Raw genomic sequence first — 17,845 nt, 5'->3', positions numbered from 1 at the left:
GTGATGGGGGTTCAGGTGCGGCGGGTCGCGGTGACGGTGAGCCGCCAGGTGACCTCTCCGGTCGGCGGCACGACGGCGGTGTCGCCGTCGTCCGCCGCGGCGCGGTCGAAGACGCGGCCGAGCATCGGCTCGACGCCGATCGAGCGGTATGGCGCGCCCCGGGGGAAGCCGCCGAGGTTGCGCCAGAGGGCGACCGCGACCGGTTGCCCGTCGGCCTCGACGGACAGGTGCAGCGTGTCTGCGCCGTCGTGCACGGACACCCGGGAGGTGAGGACGACCGCTCCGACGGCGCTCCCGTCGTCCGGGCCGATGCGGTCCAGCGGTACGCCGTCGACGCTGGGCCAGTCGCCGGCGACCCAGCGGTCGCCCTCGTCCGGGTAGAGCCGGGTCACCGCCGGCCCGACGACGCCGATCCGGGCGGCCGGGGAGAGGTCCAGCAGGGCGTGGGCGGCCCACACGAAGCGGTAACCGGGCTCGGCGGCGAGCGTGTAGTCGGCGACGAGCGCGTCCCCTCGCTCGCCGATGCGCCTGGTCAGGCGGAAGTCGGGGCACTCCGCGACGTCCTCCTCCCCCGCCCTCCGCCAGGGCCGCGACCAGGTGTCCCCGTGGTCGGGCAGCCCGCGCACGGTGGGCACGCACTCCTCCAGACCGCCGGCGTCGGCGAATGGGTCACCGGGCCGGACCACGCGGCGGCGGGGCTCGTCGCGGTGCCACAGCCACTCGCGGCCGCCCGCGGTCAGCGACGTCCAGCGACCGCCGTGGTCCGGGTCGGTGGTGACGTGGACGGGCAGCCGCGTGGCGCTCACCATTCGGCGAAGGAGCCGTCGGCGTGCCGCCAGACGGGGTTGCGCCAGGCGTGGCCGGACCGGTCTGCCGCGCGGACCGCGTCCTCGTCGACGGCGATGCCGAGTCCGGGCCCTCCGGTGCGGTGCGCCTGGCCGTCGACGAAGCGGAACGGCTCGGTGTCGACCAGGTAGGACAGCAGGTCGGCGTCCTTGTTGTAGTGGATGCCCCGACTCTGCTCCTGGATCAGGAAGTTGGGCGTGGCGAAGGCGACCTGGAGGCTGGCTGCCAGCGCGATGGGACCGAGCGGGCAGTGCGGCGCCAGGTGGGCCCCGAAGGTCTCGGCGAGCGAGGCGATCCGGGTGACCTCCGATATCCCTCCGGCGTGCGACAGGTCCGGCTGGGCGACGGCGACGCCCGCGGTCAGCACCGGGAGGAAGTCGGCCCGCCCGTACAGCCGTTCGCCGGTGGCCAGCGGCACGGACGAGGCGGCGACCAAGCCGGGCAGCAGGTGTGCCTGCTCGGGCAGGACGGGTTCCTCGACGAACAGCGGGTGCAGCGGGGCCATCTCGTGGAGCACACGCCGCGCGTTGGCGGCGCTGAAGCGGCCGTGGAAGTCGACGGCGACGTCGCGGTGCGGGCCCAGGGCCTCGCGGGCGGCCGCCACGCGCTCGACGACGGCAGCCGTCTCGGCGGGGCTGCCGATCGGCGGGGTGCGCCCGGCGGCGTTCATCTTGACGGCGGTGAAGCCGGCCTCCACCTGCGCGGTGACCTCCTCCTTGAGCCGCTCGGGTTCGTCGCCGCCGACCCAGGCGTACACCCGGACGGTGTCGCGGACCGGGCCGCCGAGCAGGGTGTGCACCGGCACCCCGAGGGCGCGGCCCGCGATGTCCCACAGCGCCTGGTCGATGCCGGCGACGGCGCTGGAGAGGACCGGGCCGCCCCGGTAGAAGCCGCCCTTGCTCAGCACCTGCCAGTGGTCCTGGATGCGCAGCGGGTCCTGGCCCACCAGGTACTCCGCCATCACCTCGACGGCTGAGCGGACCACCTCGGCCCGGCCCTCCACCACCGGCTCGCCCCAGCCGACGACGCCGTCGTCGGTCTCGATGCGGCAGAACAGCCACCGGGGCGGGACGAGAAAGGTCTCGACGCGCGCGATCTTCACTGTGCCTGGCCGTCCTTCTCATCGGCGGAGCCGTCCTCGCCCGCGGGCGTGGACGGAGCGCTGAGCTTGTCGAGGTCGCGCGTCGCCTGGTCGAGCAGGGCACGCATGGCGTGTTCCGCGCCGTCGGGGTCCCGGTCGCGCACGGCGTCGAGGACGGCTCGGTGGCTGGGGACCGGGTCCTCGCTGTGGGGGGCGCTGTGCACGAGCCGGTCGCGCTGGGCGAGGCCCGACTCGATGACCATCTCCATACGTTCCAGCAGTTCGTTGTGCGTGGCCGCGAGCAGCGCCCGGTGGAAGGCGAGGTCGGCCTCGACGGCGTCGCTCGCGCCGCCCTCCTGGCCCATCGCGGTCAGTGCCGCCTCCAGTGCCCCGAGGTCGGCGTCCGTGCGGCGGGCCGCGGCCAGCCGCACGGCGGCGGGTTCGATGATGCCGCGGACCTCGCCGAGGTTGCGGAGCAGCGCGAGGTCGGCGCCGGTGCCGTTGTTCTCCGAGAACTGCCAGCGCAGCACGTCGGCGTCGAGCAGGTTCCAGTCGGAGCGTGGCCGGACGAACGTGCCGCGCTTCTGGCGGGCGTCGACCATGCCCTTGGCCGCGAGCACCTTGAGCGATTCGCGCAGGGCCGTCAGGCTGACGTCGAGTTCGCTCTGCAGGGCCGCCATGTCGAGCGTCGCTCCCTCGGGGATCTCGCCGCTGAGCACCCGGCGGGCAAGTGTCTCCACGGTCTGGCCGTGCACTCCGCGGCGCGCGTATGGCGTCATGTGTTTGCCTTTCTGGCTGGTCGGTCGGTGGCTGGAGCGGTCGGTTCCGTCAGGCGGAGGCCTTGGTGACGCTCCAGCCGCCGTCCACGAGCAGGCTTGATCCGGTGATGTAGGCAGCCTCGTCGGCGGCGAGGAAGGCGACGGCGGCGGCGACCTCCTCGGGGGTGCCGAAGCGGCGGGCCGCGGTCTCGGCGACACTGACCTCGCGCTCGACCTGCGGGACCCGGTCCCAGGCGGCGGTCAGGATCGGTCCTGGCAGCACGGCGTTGACTCGGACCTCGGGGCCGTACTCGACGGCGAGCTGACCGCACAGCGACAGCAGCGCTCCCTTGCTCGCCGCGTACGCCGGGTGACCGGGGATCCCCCGGTGGGCGTGGACGGAGGAGACGAGCACCACGGCCCCCTGGTGCTCGCGCAGGTCGGGCAGTGTCGCCCTGACGCCCAGGAAGGCGCCGGTGAGGTTGACCGAGAGCTGCCGTTCCCAGGAGGCGAGGCTCGTCTCGTGGGCCGGTGCGACCGCCACTGTGTACGCGTTGCTGACCAGGACTCCCACGGGCCCGAAGGTGTGGGCGGCGGTGATCACCCGCTGCCAGTCGTCCTCGCTCGCGACGTCGGCGGCGACGAAGAGGGTCCGGGCCCCGTCCTTGCGCAGGCGCTCGGCGGTTTCCTCGCCGCGTTCGGCGGCGATGTCGACCAGGACGACGGCCGCGCCCTCTGCGGCGAGGCGTGCCGCGGTGGCCGCGCCGATGCCCGACGCGGCGCCGGTGACGACGGCGACGCGGTTGGTGAAGCGGGCGGCTGGGTTCATGAGGTGGGTCGTCTCCTGTCCGAGAGGGAGGTGGGGTGCAGATGTTCGAGAGGCGGTGCAGATTCTTCCGTGGTCGTCACCGCCGGGCCAGCACGGTCAGCTCCGCGTCGCGTCCGGCGGTCCACGCGAACGGCAGCCCCGAGTGGAGCAGGTACGCGCCGCTGTAGCGGGTGCCGGTAGCGGTGTCGGTGTAGCCGGCCTCCGGCCTCAGACCGCGTAGTCGGAGCCGGACGGCCCGGCCGGGCACCAGGGGCGCGCCGTCGAGCGGGCCGGTGTTCCAGGCCGTCACCACCAGGCGGGCACCGCCCGGTTCCTCGTACTGGATGCCGCAGGTCGGGTCGGCCGGGCTGCCGAGCAGGCTCACCTCGCCGTGGTGGACGATGTCGCGGATCTCCTTGTAGCGGGCGATCCACTCGGTGGCCTCGGCGCGCTGCTGTTGCGTCCAGTGGCGTATGTCGGCGCCGATGCCCAGGACTCCGGCGATGGAGCTGACGAACCGGAAGGCGAGGGAGCGGGGGCGTGGGTCGAAGACGCCGGGGGCGTCGGTGACCCAGGAGCTCATGGTGTGCGGGGCGTGCGCGTGGAGGTACCCGTACTGGATGCGCAGCCGGTCCATGGGCGCGGTGTTGTCGCTGGGCCACATGACGTCGGTGCGGGCGAGGGTGGCGTGCTCGACGCGGGCGCCGCCGCCGGCGCAGCCCTCGACGGTGACGTGCGGGTGGGCGGTGCGCAGGTGGTCCAGGACGCGCAGGTAGCCGGCGACATGGGCGGCGTCGAGGTCCTGGAGCTCGGGGTCGGGACCGGCCGGGTGACCGGGGCGGCCGCGCTCGGTGGGCGGCCGGTTCATGTCCCACTTGAGGTAGCTGATGGCGTGGTCGCCCAGCAGCCGGTCGAGCGTGCCGATGACGAACTCCTGGACATCCTCGCGGCCGAGGTCGAGCAGAAGCTGGTTGCGTACGAGCGTCGCCGGTCGGCCCTCGATCCGGTACACCCACTCGGGGTGGTCGGCGTAGAGCCTGGAGCGGGGGCTGATGCCCTCCGGCTCCACCCAGAGGCCGAAGTCCATGCCGAGGGCGCGGACGTCCTCGACGAACCGGTCGAACCCGCCGGGGAATTCGGCCGGGTCCGGGTCCCAGTCGCCGAGGCCGCCGGTGTCGTCGGGGCGCCCGGTGAACCAGCCGTCGTCGACGACGAAGAGTTCGGCGCCCAGGTCCGCGGCCGTCTTGGCGAGCTCCAACTGCCCTGCGGCGTCGACGTCGAAGCCGGTCGCCTCCCACGAGTTGTAGAGGACCTTGCGCTGCCGGTGGATCCGCCCGCCGGTGAGGTGCCGCTCGTAGCGGTGCCAGACGCGGGCCAGCCCGTCGAGCCCGTCCGGGCTGAAGGCGCAGGCCAGCCGGGGCGTGACGAGGGTGGCGCCGGGGGCGAGGCGGACCGCGCCCTCGTGGGGCACGCGGCCGGCGCGCACCCGTACGGCGCCGCCGGGCTCGGCGTCGGCGGTGATCCGCCAGTTGCCGGACCACTCCAGGGCAATGCCGTACGTGGGGGTGGCGCCCTCGGCAGGGGCGGCGGCATCCTGGATCGCGAGCCAGGGGTGGTACGCGTGCCCGGCCGAGCCCTGGGTGCTCTCCATCTCGAAGCGGCCGCGCTCCAGCTCCATGTGCTTCAGCTGGAACTCCTGCGACCACTGTCCGGCCAGGTACGTCAGCCGCGCGCCACCCTGGACGGGCACGTTGACGGCGGCGGAGTCGAAGCGCTCCAGGCGTACCTCGGACTCGCCGGTGCAGGTCAGCTCCGTCCAGCGCAGGACGACGTCCGTGCCGGGCACCGTCTCGTAGCGGAGCGTCGTGCGCAGCCCGAGGACGTCGTCGGCGAACTCCAGGCGCAGCGCCCGGTCGCCGTCCTGCGTGGCGCCGGTGAATCGCCACCAGCTGCCGCGGTCGCCGCCGGGGCGGGAGGCGACCAGGTCGGCGCCGGTGAAGGGCCGCAGCCCGTACGGGATGTACTCGGCCGGGGCGGCGTCGGCGGGGACGATGAAGTGGGTGCGCCGCGACCAGTCCATGGGCGACGGCCCGTCCTCGACGCCGTGCGGCCCCCAGGCGGCGAGTTCGGCCCAGCGGTCTTCGCCGCCGAGGGTGACTGCGTAGGTGGTGGTGTCGGTGCGCAGCAGCCACCGGTCGTGCACGGTCACTTGACGGCTCCGAGGTTCAGTCCGGCCACGAAGTGGCGCTGGAAGCGGAGGAAGACGGCCACCGTCGGGGCGGCGGCGATCACCGAGCCGGCCGCAATGACGTTCCACATGGACACGTACTGGCCCTGTAGCCCGATGAGGGAGGCGGTGATGGGCATCTGGGTGTCGGTGCGCAGCACCGTGATGGCCCAGAGCAGGTCGTTGAAGATCCAGGTGAACGACAGGGCGGTCAGCGCGGCCAGCGCCGGGCGGGCCAGCGGCAGGATGACCCGCCAGTAGATCTGCCACGGGTTCGCGCCGTCGATGACGGCGGCCTGCTGGATCTCGCCGGGGATCGCCCGCATGAAGCCGTGCAGGACGAAGACGTAGAAGCCGACGCCGAAGCCGACCTGCACGCCGATCAGGGCGTACAGCTGGTCGTAGATGCCGAGCAGTTCGCTGAGCTTGGAGACCGGGATCAGCAGGATCTGCGGGGGCAGCAGGTTGCCGCCGAGCATGAGCAGCAGCAGGACGCGCCGGAAGGGCAGGTCGTAGCGGCTGAGCGCGAAGGCCGCCATGGAGGCGAGGCCGAGCGAGAGCAGCACGGTGGGGATGGTGACCAGCATGCTGTTGATGAGGGCGCGCTGCTGGCCGCCGTCCACCCACGCCTGCCGGAAGCTGTCGAAGGTGAACGAGTGCGGCCAGCTGCCGACGCCGTGCGCGGCGATGTCGTCGAACGTCCGGGTGCTGGTGACCAGGACAAGGACGATCGGCAGCAGCCACAGCGCGGACAGCAGGCCCGCGGAGAGGTGGAAGCCGGCGGTGCGCAGGGCGCGGCCGCTCAGGGCGGGGCGGCGGGGTTCCGCGGCCTTGGCGGGGCGGAGCTCGCCGGCCGGGCCCTCGGAGTCCTTGGCGTGCGCGGTGGCGTGGGTGGCGGTCATGAGTCGGCCTCCCGGAAGGCGCGCACGAGGTAGCTCGCGATGACGCCGAAGGCCAGCACGAAGATGACGACGGCGAGTGCGGAGCCGTATCCCAGGCGCAGGGACTGGAACGCGGTGGAGTACATGTAGGTGCTCAGCAGTTCGGAGGAGTGGTACGGGCCGCCGCGGGTGAGCGCCCACACCACGTCGAACGAGCGCAGCGAGTCGATGACGATCACCGACAGGACGACCGCGTTGACGCTGCGCAGCTGCGGCAGGGTGATGTGCCGGAACTGCTGCAGGCGGGTGGCGCCGTCGACCTTTGCCGCCTCGTACAGCACGGGGTCGATGCCCTTGAGGCCGGCCAGGTAGAGCACCATCACGTAGCCGACCTGCCGCCACAGCGCGGGCACGATCACCGCGTAGAAGGCGGTGTCCTGGTCGGCGAGCCAGGCATGCTTCCAGCCACCCAGACCGATCGCTTCCAGCACGTTGTTGATCAGGCCGTCCGGCTGGTACATGGCCTGCCACACCAGCGCGGTCGCGACCAGCGAGAAGACCACCGGGAGGAAGAGCGCCGCCCGGTAGAACCCGATGCCGCGCCGCTCCTGCTGGAGCAGCAGCGCAGCACCGAGCCCGAGGGCGGCGGACAGCCCGCCGAAGAGCAGTAGCCACAGCACCGTGTTGATCGCGGCGGTGCGGAAGACCTCGTCGTGCACCATCTCGCTGAAGTTGCCGAGGCCGACGAACTTCGGGGCCGACAGACCGTCCCAGGAGGTCAGGGAGAGGTAGAAGCCCTGGAGGGCCGGCCAGAAGACCCAGAACGCCTCGGCGAGCAGCGGGACGAGGACGAAGGCCAGGACCACCGGGGGCACCCGCGTGGCCCTGGACCGTCGTGTGGAGCCGATCAGCGCCATTGTCACTGGCTCCAGATCTTCTGTGCGCTGCGCTGCCACGTGGTGAGGATGGAGCCGATCTCCTTGGGCTTGGCCAGGTAGTGCACGAGCGCCGTGTCGGCGGTCGGCTGGAGCGCGTCGCTGGAGTCCCGGTTGAAGAACTGCGTCACGTCGGTGGCGCTTTCGATGAGTTTGCGGCCCTTGAGGACCAGCGGGGTGCCGGCGTCCTTGGCGTCCGGGTGCGTGGGCAGCGCGGTGCCGGAGGAGTTCTTGAGGTACAGCTCCTGCGCCTCGGCGGAGGCCAGGTAGCGCAGCAGCTCCTTGACGCCGTCGGCGCGCTTGGTGCGGGCGCTGGCGAAGTAGCCGTCCGTGGGCGCCTCCTCGGCGACCGGCACCTTCGGGTCGATGATGGGGAACTGGAAGAAGTCCAGGTCGCCCAGGGCGTCCTTGGGGGCGGCGTCGGCGAAGAAGGTGCCGATGAGCATCATGCCGGTGCGGCCCTGGAGGAGGGAGGTCGTGGCGTCCTGGAAGGGGATGGCCGTGCCGTTGGGGTCGAAGAACGGGCGGGCCTCGTCCCACTTGTCAAAGACCTTGCGGACCTCGGGGTCGTCGAAGCGGTGCTTGCCCGCCAGGAGTTCGCGGTGGTACGCGGCGCCGTTGATGCGGATGTTGAGGTAGTCGAACCAGGTGGAGGCGACCCAGGGGGTGTCACCGCCGGCGCCGAGGCCGATCGGGGCGACGCCCTTGCTCTTGAGCTTGTCGCACAGGCCGAGGAACTCGTCCCAGGTCTTGGGCTCCTTGACGCCCCACTTGGCGAAGTTCGACTTCCGGTAGAACACGCCCCACCAGTAGTAGCTGGTGGGCACAAAGACCTTCTTGCCGCTGGAGGCCGAAGTGCACAGCTTCTTCAGCGCGTCGGAGTAGCCGGCGAGCTCGGGCTTCTCCCATATGTCGTCGAGGCCGAGGAGCAGGTCCTTCTTGGCGTACGACTCGGCGACGGAGCCGGGGTACCAGGTGTAGGCGTCCGGCGGGTTGGCCGAGGTGAGGTAGGTCGGCAACTGCGTGCGGAACGTCTCCGACGCGACCGTGTTGAGCTGGGCCCTGGCGTCGCCGCGCTTGTCGAAGGCGGCGACGACCGCCTGCATCGCGGTCTTGGCCTGCGGAGAGGAGAGGTTGGACTGCAGGGTCACCGGGCCGCCGGACTTTCCTCCGGAGGCGGACGGGCTCTGGGTGACGCAGCTGCTGAGCAGCGCGCCGGCGCCGACTGCGCCGGCTCCTACGAGGAATCTGCGGCGGTTGGCGTTGAAGGCGGTCATCTATGTACTCCCTAAGTGCCCACGGAACGGAGCTGAGGCCCCCTGACGGCCCGGCTCCACCTGCGGCAGGCACAGCCTGTCTCAGGGGTCCGGACACCGTCAAGATTAATTACTAATTTATTTCTTGGAGGGTGTGCCTCCGGGCCGAACAAAGCCCGGAGGCACACCTGTTGGTCCCGGGTGGTGAGAGGTGGGGCGGAGCGAGCGCGCGGAGCTCAGAGCTCGGTCTGGTGGACGCGGCCGTCCACCCCGCGGTAGGCGGCCAGCACGCCGCCGTCCGGCCCGGCTACTGCACCGAGCGCGCCGTCGAAGGCACCGCTGACGAAGTCGGTGTCCTTGCTCCAGCCGGCCCAGCCGCCGTCGGCGGTCCAACTGCGCGTCCAGAGCGTGTAGTCCCCGGCCCGCGCGTACAGGTGGACGGTGCCGCCGGAGGCCACCAGGGTCGGGCTGCCACTGGTCGTGCCGCCGAGGGCCGTCCAGTCCGACCAGGTGCCGGAGGTGTCACGGGTGCGTGACCACACCGAGTCGTCGGAGGTGCGCACGGCGACGTGCAGCCGCCCGGCGTCGTCGACGACGGCCGACGGACGCCCGTAGACCGGCCGGCTCTGCGGGGCACCGAGCGAGGTCCAGCCGGAGGCCGGGCCGCGCGACCACACGCTGCCGTCCGCGCCGCGCGCGAACAGGGTCCAGCCGTCCGGTCCCCCGAAGGCCGCGGTCGGCGCGTCCGTCAGCGTCCCGCCGAGGCTCTGCCAACGCCCCCAGTGCCCGTTCGCGTACACCCGCCGGTAGGCGGTGTCGTCGGTGCCGCGCACGAAGACGTCGATCCGTCCGCCGGCCGAGGCGTACGCCGCGGGCTGGCCCAGGATGCGGCCGCGTGTCGGACCGTCCAGATCGGTGGTCCGGGACGTGGGCCAGTCACCGCCGCTCGCGGTCTGTGCGCGCAGCGCGCCGTCCGTGCCGCGGGTGAAGACGGTGAGCGTGTCGCCGTTGCGCACCAGGGCCGGGCTCGCCGACGAGCGGCCGGGAAGCTGCGCGCCGGGAGCCTCGTCGGTGCCGGTCAGCTTGAGGAAGGCCGTGCCGTGCGCGGGGACGCGCACCGTGTACGAGCCGGTGAAGGTGCCACGCGGGGCACGGGCCCGCAGGTCGCGCACCGCGACCTTGCCCGTGAGGCCGGCGTCCGCGAAGGTCACTGTGCGGTCCTGCGCCTGGTCGGAACGGTTGAGCAGGACGACCGCCCGCTTGCCCGCGCCGCTCAGCACCTTACTGTAGACGTCGCCGACCGAGTCCGTCGCCACACGGGCGCCCTGGATGCCCAGCTGGTCCTGGTCGACGGCAATGATCTCGGGGTTGCGCAGGGTGTCGATCATCGACTGCGGCAGGGTGCGCGGGTCGCTGCCGAGCACGAGCGGCGAGGCCATCTCGGCCCACATCACGAACTGCGTGGTGGACTCCTCCGCCGTCAGCTCGTAGCCACCCTCGGCTAGCTTGCGCATCGGGATGAGGTAGTCGGGGTCGTTCCAGTGCCCTGGCCCCTGGGCCTCGGGGTGCCAGGCGTTGGCATCCATGTTGCGCAGGATGTTCGGCCACTCCCCCGCGGTCGGGGTGCCCCAGGCGATGTCGGTGCCGGTGCGCCAGGAGTCGGCCGTCGTCGGACCGTAGACGAATGTGTTGTGTGCGTCCTGCTCGGGGGTGTGCGGCATGCCCCAGTCGTCGGTGAGCGGGTTGCACAGGTTGAGCAGCATCTTCCGCCCGGACTTGGCTACGGCGTCGCTGAACTCCTTGAAGGCGGGGCCCGGGTCGAGCCCCGCGCCGATGCCGCAGAGGAAGTCCACCTTGATGGCGTCGACCTTCCACCCGGCGAACTGGCGGGCGTCCTGCTCGTAGTGGCCGCGGCTGCCCAGGCCGCACCACTTCCCGCCGTCGTACTCGCCCGCGTCGGTGTAGATGCCGGCCTTGAGGCCGCGCTTGTGAAGGTACGTCACCAGCGCGGGGACGCCGGAGGGGAAGCGCGTGGGGTTGGCCACGAGCCGGCCCGTCTCCGGGTCGCGCGGCTGGTCCGCCTGCCAACCGCCGTCCAGCCACACGATGTTGTAGCCGCTGTCGCGCAGCCCGCTGCTGACGAGATAGTCGGCGACCTTCTTGACCTGGTCCTCCGTCGGCGCGCCGAGCCCGTAGTAGGTGTTCCATCCCATGTACGGCGTGGGGGCGAGGCCGCTGTCGTAGTACTGCGGCGCGCCCTGGTCGTCCGCGGCGTGTGCGGCCGGAACCACCGACCCGACCAGCACCACGGCACCGAGCGCCACCACGGTCCGCCGCGGTCGCGCCATCCCTGCACGATGCGAAGTCACTGAATTCTCCCGAGAGTTGGGGGTACGGGGCACCCCGCTCCGGTCGTGCCTGGGCGTCGGTGCCACGGCGGAAACTGTGCCCAGGCCCCTCAAGCCTGTCAATATTAATTGCTAATTAACTTAAAAACGGGATCTCGCGGTGACGTGGACACCGCCCCCGGGACGGTTTCCGCAGGCTGCGGCGGTGCCCCGTCCCCGGCTGATCGCCGACGAGGCAGGCGTGCACGGAATTGTTTGGATCCCTCACGCGCTGATGAAGCCAGAGGGCCTGGGATGCCGCCGGTGTGCGAGCCGAGCAGCCCGAGTGACCGAGGCGACAGACATTGGAGGGGCCGAAATGGCAGCGCAGACGCAGAGGGCCGTACTGGCGGGCGGATGCTTCTGGGGGATGGAGGACCTGATCCGCCGGCTCCCGGGCGTGACAGCGACCCGGGTCGGATACACCGGGGGTGACGTACCGAACGCGACGTACCGTAACCACGGCACCCACGCGGAGGCCATCGAGATCCTGTTCGACCCCGAGAAGACCGACTTCCGCGCGATCTTGGAGTTCTTCTTCCAGATCCACGACCCGAGCACCAAGAACCGCCAGGGCAACGACATCGGTCTCAGCTACCGCTCGGCGATCTACTACGTGGATGACGAGCAGAAGCGGATCGCCGAGGACACCATCGCGGACGTGGACGCCTCCGGACTGTGGCCGGGCAAGGTCGTCACCGAGGTCGAGCCGGTCGGCCCCTTCTGGGAGGCCGAGCCCGAGCACCAGGACTACCTGGAGCGTTACCCCGATGGGTACACCTGCCACTTCCCGCGCCCGGGATGGCGACTGCCCGCCCGCGCGGAGGGCTGACCCCACGGAGGCTGACCGCGCGAGGTGGCAGTCGGCTCACCCAGCGTGAGGAAGAAGGGCGCGTGCGTCGGCGACCGGACCGGTCGCCCACGTCCGGGGAGCACGTCAGGGCATGGTGCGTCCGGACATTCCGGTCTGGTCGCCCGCGGGCCGTGTACCGCCGACATTGTCAGGGGCGTTCATGCTGGCCAGCAGGCGCAGGCGCTCTTCGGAGGCGCTGCCGGGCCGTGCGTGGTAGGTGATCAGCGTTTGCCCGCCAGTGCCCGGGACCAGCAGCTTTTCGTAGCGCAGTTCCAGCGGTCCGGCCTGGGGGTGACGAAGCAGGCTGGTGCCCGTGGTCTTGTGCTTGACGTCCTGTCGGGCCCAGAGAGTGCGGAAGCGCTCGCTGCGCAGGGAGAGCTCTCCGACGATCTCGACAAGGCGCGGGTCCTCGATGTCCGCGCCGACGACCGAGCGCAGGTACGGGACGACCCGGGCGGTCATGTCTTCCCAGTCCTGATGGAGTTCCCGCATCTCGGGTTCAAGGAACGCGGCCAGAATGCCGTTGTGTCCCGGCGCGTTGAACGGTGAGAGCGCGATGGCGAGGCTGTTGGCGGCCAGGACGTCCATGTATGTGCCGTGGATGTACGCAGGGGTGAGTGGCCAGGAGTCGATGAGCGTGCGCATACCGTCGCCGACCTGCTCCGGCTTGCGGGGCCGTTTGCGCCGCGGGCTCTTGCGTGTGGCGATCTCCAGCAGGTAGGTCGTCGCCTCCTCGTCCAGTCGCAGGGCCCGGGCGATGCTGCGCAGGACCTGCTCCGAGGGGTTCCTGTCGCGGCCCTGCTCCAAGCGGTTGTAGTAGTCGGAGCTGGTGCCCGCGAGGAAGGCGACCTCCTCGCGGCGCAGCCCCGGGACACGCCGGTTGCCCTGATCCCAGGCTTCGTCGGGCTGGACCAGTTCTCTGCGGGCGCGCAGATACCGGCCCAGTGCGTTGGCATCTGCGGTGGCTGTCATGTTTCCAGCGTACGAACGCGTTCCGGTTTCATGGGTGGCCCTGTCAGTCCCGGTCTCGACCCGGCCTGGTTCGTCCCCCAGGGTTCGGCGCAGTCTGAAGGCGCAGTTCGAACGACCGGAGGAACGCATCACATGTCCCAGCTCTTCACGACCCCGCTCGGCCGCGACAGCACCGCCTCGGAGGTGATCGAAGGCGTCGACCTGTCGGGCAGGCGGGCGATCGTCACGGGCGCGGGCTCGGGCATCGGAGTCGAGACCGCCCGCGCTCTGGCGGCAGGCGGCGCCGAGGTCACGCTCGCCGTCCGCCGTCCGGAAGCCGGCGAGCAGGTCGCGGCCGACCTGCGAAAGGCCACCGGGAACGACGCGATCCACGTCGCCCGCCTGGACGTGGCCGACCTGGAATCAGTGCGGGCGCTCACCGCCCGCTGGCAGGGTCCGCTGCACATCCTGATCAACAACGCCGGCATCATGATGCCGCCGGAACTCGAGCGGGGCATCGGCGGCCACGAGCAGCAGTTCGCCACCAACTACCTGGGGCATTTCGCCCTGACCTTGGGGCTGCATCGCGCCCTCGCCGAAGGCGACGGCGCGCGCCTGGTCTCGGTCTCCTCCAGCGGCCATCTCTTCTCTCCCGTCGTCTTCGACGACATCGACTTCCGCTTCCGCCCGTACGACGCGCTCCTCGCCTACGGCCAGTCCAAGACCGCCGCCATCCTCCTGGCCGTCGAGGCTCAGCGCCGCTGGTCCGGCGACGGCATCACGGCCAACTCCCTGCACCCCGGAGCGATCGCCACCAACCTCCAGCGGCACACCGGAGGCCTGCGGACCCCCGAGCCGTACCGCAAGACGATCGAGCAGGGCGCCGCGACCACCGTGTTCCTCGCCGCTTCCCCGCTGGTCGAAGACGTCGGCGGCCGCTATTTCGAGGACGTCAACGAAGCGCCTCGCGTCCACACCCGGCCCACCCAATTGGGCGTCCCCGGCGTGGCCCCCTATGCGCTGGACCCGGCGAACGCCGAGCGCCTGTGGGAGCTGGGGAGCGACATCGTCCGCTGACCGGCAGAAGGCCCGACCAGGGGCGGACATGGGTGATGGAGTTCGGGCCGTCACTAGGAGTTGTCTTCAAATGTCACGCCCACATCAGATGGTGTGGCCGATGCCGTGCCGTCGCAGCCAGGTGCGGAGGCCCGGGAGCTGTAGCCCTTGTCGCCCCGCACATGGGCGGGCCGTGTGCGGGGCCGTCCCGGGCCGGTGCGGGGCACTCGTATCGCTGCCATCACGGCGGTGAACTGGGTGCGGTCGTTGGTGTCGCCGGCCGTGAGTGTGAAGGCGAGCGGGCGGCCGACACTGTCGCAGGCGAGGTGGATTTTACTGGTCAGGCCGCCTCGCGGAGCGTCCGAGGCTGGGACTGCGGGCCCCCCTTTTCGGGCCCCGGCGGCGTGCTGGTGGGCGCGGACGACGGTGGAGTCGACCGACACCAGCCAGTCGATGTCCCCAGCCGCGCCGGCGTGCGCCCGGGCGGCCCGGAGCATGCGCGCGAAGGTGCCGTCCGGCGCCCTCCGGCGAAAGCGGGTGTGCAGCGTGGCCCACGGGCCGTACCGCTCCGGCACGTCCCGCCAGGCCGTGCCGGTGCGGAACTGCCACACGATCCCGTTGAGCACCCTGCGGTCGTCCAGCCGCTTCCTGCCCCGCAGCGACACCGGCAGCAGCGGTCCGACGAACTCCCACTCGGCATCGGACAGTTCATGGCGACATATCACCCAACCATGATCCACCACTCAAGATCTTTTGAAGACACGGCCTAGGCCCTGTCGTCACATTCCCGTCTGCCCCGCGACGCCATGCACGCGCCCCCAAGTTCTCGGCTTCGCTCGAACAGGGAGGGACCCCCTTCGCCGCACCGGGCACAGACCCAAGTACATCCAGTACGAGGGCCTGTGCCCGGCACGCCGAGAGCACACGCCTGACGCCGCAAGGCCCGCCCTCCGGGCGGACGACTGGCCTCGGCGGCGGGGGCGGCCGGGAATTTGACGACAGGACAGCCCCGCAAGCGGTTTCGCAAGGACGCCATGCTGATCGTCGACGGCACCCTGGTCCCCACGCGGGATCACACGGTTGCCGAACAGTCGAAGAACTACCGGTGCCCACGGTCATCGCGGACGGCGGCTACCGGGGCACCGGCCTGCTCATCCCGCACCGCCGCGAACGCGGCCAGACCGAACTGCCTGCATGGAAGGAGGAGCACAACACCTCCCACCGCAAGGTCCGCGCCCGCGTCGAGCACGTCTTCGCGCGGATGAAGACCTGGAAGATCCTTCGCGACTGCCGTCTGAAGGGCGACGGCATTCACACCGCGATGCTCGGCATCGCCCGACTGCACAACCTTGCCCTCACGGTATAACTCCCGCCCCACACGAGACCACTTTCAAGAGAGGCCCAAGGAAGACGACTCCCCACCTCGTCGGCTCGGAGGATGCTCAGTCGAGGCAGAACTCGCTGCCCTCGATGTCCTGCATCACGATGCACGACTCGTTGGTGCCATCGGCAAGCAGCGTTCGCACGTGTACCGCGCCGAGCTCGACCAGTCGTGCGCACTCGGCCTGGAGTGTGGCGAGGCGCTCCTCACCCACGAGCCCGGTGCCGGCCCGCACGCAGAGATGCACCCGATTCTTGACGACCTTGCCTTCGGGAACGCGTTGGAAGAGCAGCCGCGGGCCCACACCTGAGGGATCAATGCAGGAGAACCATTGCACCTGATGCTCAGGCGGCAGCGAGCGATGGTAGTCGTCCCACGTGTCAAACCCCTTCGGCACCGGCGATACGACGTACCCCAACACCTCGCACCAGAAACGAGCGACGCGCTCAGGTTCTGCGCAGTCAAAGGTGACTTGGAACTGCTTTATCGATGACATCGGCGCACCATAACAGGGGGTCTCTTGCTCAATCACCGGTGTGGATCCGCATGTTGTCGGGAGGACGGCCCCTGCTGGCCGCTGCTCAGTCGTGCCGTCGCAGAGGGTGAACCGACGTCGATGCCTCCAAGGGGTCGCTCGCCGTTCCGGACCAGACCGCGGCCACGGCCACGGCCACGGCCCTCGCCGCGTTTCCCGACGGCAGCATGTCGACTCGGGCGCGCACCTACGGAGACGACTCCTCCCGAGTGAGGACCGGAACCGCACCCACCCCGAGCCGCGCACGCCCGCAACCCCGCCAGGCCCTTGGCCACCTTGGGCATCAGGTGATCAAACCGGACAGCCCGAGAGAACGACGCATCCCCGACGGCGTAGCCCACTGGTGAGACCCACGGTCCAATCCCGACCAACCACCCTCATGCCAAAGATCAGTTGCGGGACAACCCTTTAGGTTCGTCGGCGCGGGCCTTGAGATGTGATGGCTGCCAACCTCAGTTCCCCCCAGGGCATGAAGTCGAGCGCCCGACCGCAGGGAAATCCTCCGGCCGCGGGTGTTCCAGACCATCGGTGAGGTTCACGAAGTCGATGAAGGCCAGAGCATCGAAGGCGGGAACGATCACAGAGACCTCCACGCCGAAACGTCCTCGATGCCCTGTCACTCGGCAGCGAACCGTCTGGCGCGGGCTGAGCCCGCTGCGGGTCCACTGGTGGTCGTTGCCGGACACAGCCGGTCAGCCCAACTCCAGTCCGAGTTCATGAGCTGCGGGGCTGACGGTGCGGTGAGTCGTCAACGGTAGTTGTCCCGTGTCAATGAACCTTGAGCGTTCGCCACCGAACGCTGACCGGCCAGCCGGGGTGATGCCGCGTTCCGCAGCAGCTCATCGAGCGGGCAAAGGGGCGTCACAGATCACGCCCGCGTGACAGGCGTCCCGATAGGAGGACTCGTAGACGCGTTCACCAGCACCCTTCGCGCCGATCATGATCCCGCAGATGGCGATGGACATCACGAGCTGAGTGATGGCGACCGCACGTACCCAGCGGACTCCCGCCACGACAGCGGCGACCAGGGCGGCTGCCGGCACGAACGCGGCCTTCTGCAGGTAGGGACCCGGCGGGGCGCCGTAGTTCTGCGGGTCCCACGACCAGTAGGACGAAGCCCAGGACAGCCAGACCAGGGCAAGGGCTGCCAACTCGACAGCAGCCAAGGCCGCGGCCACGCCCCGGCCAGTACGTTTGGTATCTGCGCTCACCCAGCGACAGTCGCCCCGGTTGACACGCGGTGTCATGAGTACCCGTACTCAAACCCAGCCCATGGCGCCCACGAGCACGGGTCGGCTGAACATCGGCATCACGAACGCCGCGAGCCGGCCGATCGCGACGCCGGCCAGGCAGGCCCGTCCGACGCCGCGGTGAACCCGCGGGCGCCGGGTGCGCAGCCGCTCGCTCAGGTCCCCGCGCCGTCACACGTGCGGAAGTGCGCCGCTCACTCGAAGGGTGTCAGGAAGTCCCGGGTGACCAGGGCGGGTATTGCGTCGGGCCGGACGGCCAACGCGAGGCGTGGGCTGTCGGTGTCGAAGTGGGACCGGCCGCCGCTGTGGGCTGCCGGGCCGCCGTGTGCCGGGGTCGCCTCGAATACGGTCGCACCACGCCGACGGCGGGTATGGCGACCGCGGCCTGCAGCAGTGCGCGTCTGTCCAGCCGGTTCTGGTGCCCTGCTGTGCTCATGTGCCCTCCAGATGAGGAACGTCGGGTTCGCAAGGCACAGTCCTGAGCGGCTGTGGCCGGGTGGCGGCAGGTAGCTGAACGCCGAATTCTGTTCGCCGCACGTTTGGCTTCCGTCGCACCGCGGTGCGAGGCGGGGTGCGCCGCCCGAAGAACAGCTCGCGTGCGCTGTCCTGGCCGGCTCGCCCCGCCGCCCCACCCCCTCCC

14 protein-coding genes and 2 pseudogenes are annotated in these 17,845 nt (G+C 70.8%); 3 read left to right on the top strand and 13 right to left on the bottom strand.

Annotation, left to right across the window (positions count from 1 at the left end):
* Positions 1–11: 11 nt before the first annotated feature.
* The 9 genes from ACFVWD_RS29795 to ACFVWD_RS29755 form a co-directional block, all read right to left on the bottom strand.
* Complete coding sequence (locus tag ACFVWD_RS29795) at positions 12–809, bottom strand: hypothetical protein (RefSeq protein ID WP_389600501.1); 798 nt, start codon at positions 807–809, stop codon at positions 12–14.
* Entirely contained in the window at positions 803–1,948 is a 1,146-nt protein-coding gene (dgoD, locus tag ACFVWD_RS29790) for a galactonate dehydratase (protein ID WP_389600499.1), read from the bottom strand. The genes ACFVWD_RS29795 and dgoD overlap by 7 nt, the downstream gene beginning before the upstream one ends.
* A complete protein-coding gene (locus ACFVWD_RS29785) occupies positions 1,945–2,706 on the bottom strand; it encodes a FadR/GntR family transcriptional regulator (RefSeq protein WP_389600497.1) in 762 nt (253 codons plus the stop codon). Before ACFVWD_RS29785 ends, dgoD begins: the two co-directional genes overlap by 4 nt.
* A 49-nt stretch (positions 2,707–2,755) precedes the next feature.
* Positions 2,756–3,514: an SDR family NAD(P)-dependent oxidoreductase gene (locus ACFVWD_RS29780; RefSeq protein WP_389600495.1), complete on the bottom strand. Its 759-nt coding sequence runs from the start codon at positions 3,512–3,514 to the stop codon at positions 2,756–2,758.
* 76 nt (positions 3,515–3,590) lie between these two features.
* The gene (locus ACFVWD_RS29775) at positions 3,591–5,702 is read right to left on the bottom strand and encodes an alpha-galactosidase (RefSeq protein ID WP_389600493.1); all 2,112 of its coding nucleotides are present in this window, start codon (positions 5,700–5,702) and stop codon (positions 3,591–3,593) included.
* Positions 5,699–6,622, bottom strand: a complete 924-nt coding sequence (locus ACFVWD_RS29770) for a carbohydrate ABC transporter permease (protein WP_389600491.1) — start codon at positions 6,620–6,622, stop codon at positions 5,699–5,701. Before ACFVWD_RS29770 ends, ACFVWD_RS29775 begins: the two co-directional genes overlap by 4 nt.
* Positions 6,619–7,518, bottom strand: a complete 900-nt coding sequence (locus tag ACFVWD_RS29765) for a carbohydrate ABC transporter permease (RefSeq protein WP_168487098.1) — start codon at positions 7,516–7,518, stop codon at positions 6,619–6,621. Before ACFVWD_RS29765 ends, ACFVWD_RS29770 begins: the two co-directional genes overlap by 4 nt.
* Before the next feature lie 2 nt (positions 7,519–7,520).
* The gene (locus ACFVWD_RS29760; protein ID WP_389600490.1) at positions 7,521–8,813 is read right to left on the bottom strand and encodes an ABC transporter substrate-binding protein; all 1,293 of its coding nucleotides are present in this window, start codon (positions 8,811–8,813) and stop codon (positions 7,521–7,523) included.
* A 215-nt stretch (positions 8,814–9,028) separates the two neighbouring features.
* Positions 9,029–11,140 carry a glycoside hydrolase family 27 protein gene (locus ACFVWD_RS29755; protein ID WP_389600488.1) on the bottom strand — a complete coding sequence of 704 codons (2,112 nt, stop codon included), beginning with the start codon at positions 11,138–11,140 and terminating at the stop codon, positions 9,029–9,031.
* Positions 11,141–11,498: 358 nt separating this feature from the next.
* Between ACFVWD_RS29755 and msrA the strand changes: the two genes are divergently transcribed.
* Positions 11,499–12,011, top strand: a complete 513-nt coding sequence (msrA, locus tag ACFVWD_RS29750) for a peptide-methionine (S)-S-oxide reductase MsrA (RefSeq protein ID WP_075029982.1) — start codon at positions 11,499–11,501, stop codon at positions 12,009–12,011.
* A 105-nt stretch (positions 12,012–12,116) separates the two neighbouring features.
* On the opposite strand, the gene ACFVWD_RS29745 is transcribed toward msrA, so the two are convergent.
* The gene (locus ACFVWD_RS29745) at positions 12,117–13,004 is read right to left on the bottom strand and encodes a helix-turn-helix transcriptional regulator (RefSeq protein ID WP_389600486.1); all 888 of its coding nucleotides are present in this window, start codon (positions 13,002–13,004) and stop codon (positions 12,117–12,119) included.
* 132 nt (positions 13,005–13,136) lie between these two features.
* On the opposite strand from ACFVWD_RS29745, the gene ACFVWD_RS29740 reads away from it, so the two are divergent.
* Positions 13,137–14,060, top strand: coding sequence for an SDR family NAD(P)-dependent oxidoreductase (locus ACFVWD_RS29740; RefSeq protein ID WP_389600484.1), 924 nt, complete (start codon positions 13,137–13,139; stop codon positions 14,058–14,060).
* 99 nt (positions 14,061–14,159) lie between these two features.
* Here the strand turns inward: ACFVWD_RS29740 and ACFVWD_RS29735 are convergent.
* A pseudogene (locus ACFVWD_RS29735) lies at positions 14,160–14,782 on the bottom strand (IS5 family transposase); the annotation flags it as partial.
* Between the two features lie 243 nt (positions 14,783–15,025).
* Between ACFVWD_RS29735 and ACFVWD_RS29730 the strand changes: the two are divergent.
* Positions 15,026–15,405: pseudogene (locus ACFVWD_RS29730) on the top strand (transposase); the annotation flags it as partial.
* Positions 15,406–15,481: 76 nt separating this feature from the next.
* On the opposite strand, the gene ACFVWD_RS29725 reads toward ACFVWD_RS29730, so the two are convergent.
* Together ACFVWD_RS29725 and ACFVWD_RS29720 are read right to left on the bottom strand one after the other, a co-directional pair.
* Positions 15,482–15,916 carry a VOC family protein gene (locus tag ACFVWD_RS29725; RefSeq protein WP_389600482.1) on the bottom strand — a complete coding sequence of 145 codons (435 nt, stop codon included), beginning with the start codon at positions 15,914–15,916 and terminating at the stop codon, positions 15,482–15,484.
* Between the two features lie 878 nt (positions 15,917–16,794).
* On the bottom strand, positions 16,795–17,133 hold the full coding sequence (locus ACFVWD_RS29720) for a DUF6234 family protein (protein WP_389600481.1): 339 nt from the start codon (positions 17,131–17,133) through the stop codon (positions 16,795–16,797).
* Between the last annotated feature and the right edge of the window lie 712 nt (positions 17,134–17,845).

It is taken from the genome of Streptomyces sp. NPDC058086 (genome assembly GCF_042885015.1).
In the GTDB taxonomy this organism is placed as follows: Bacteria; Actinomycetota; Actinomycetes; order Streptomycetales; family Streptomycetaceae; genus Streptomyces.
The sequence above is the reverse complement of the archived record's forward strand: the minus strand, read 5'-3'. Positions and strand labels throughout refer to the sequence as shown.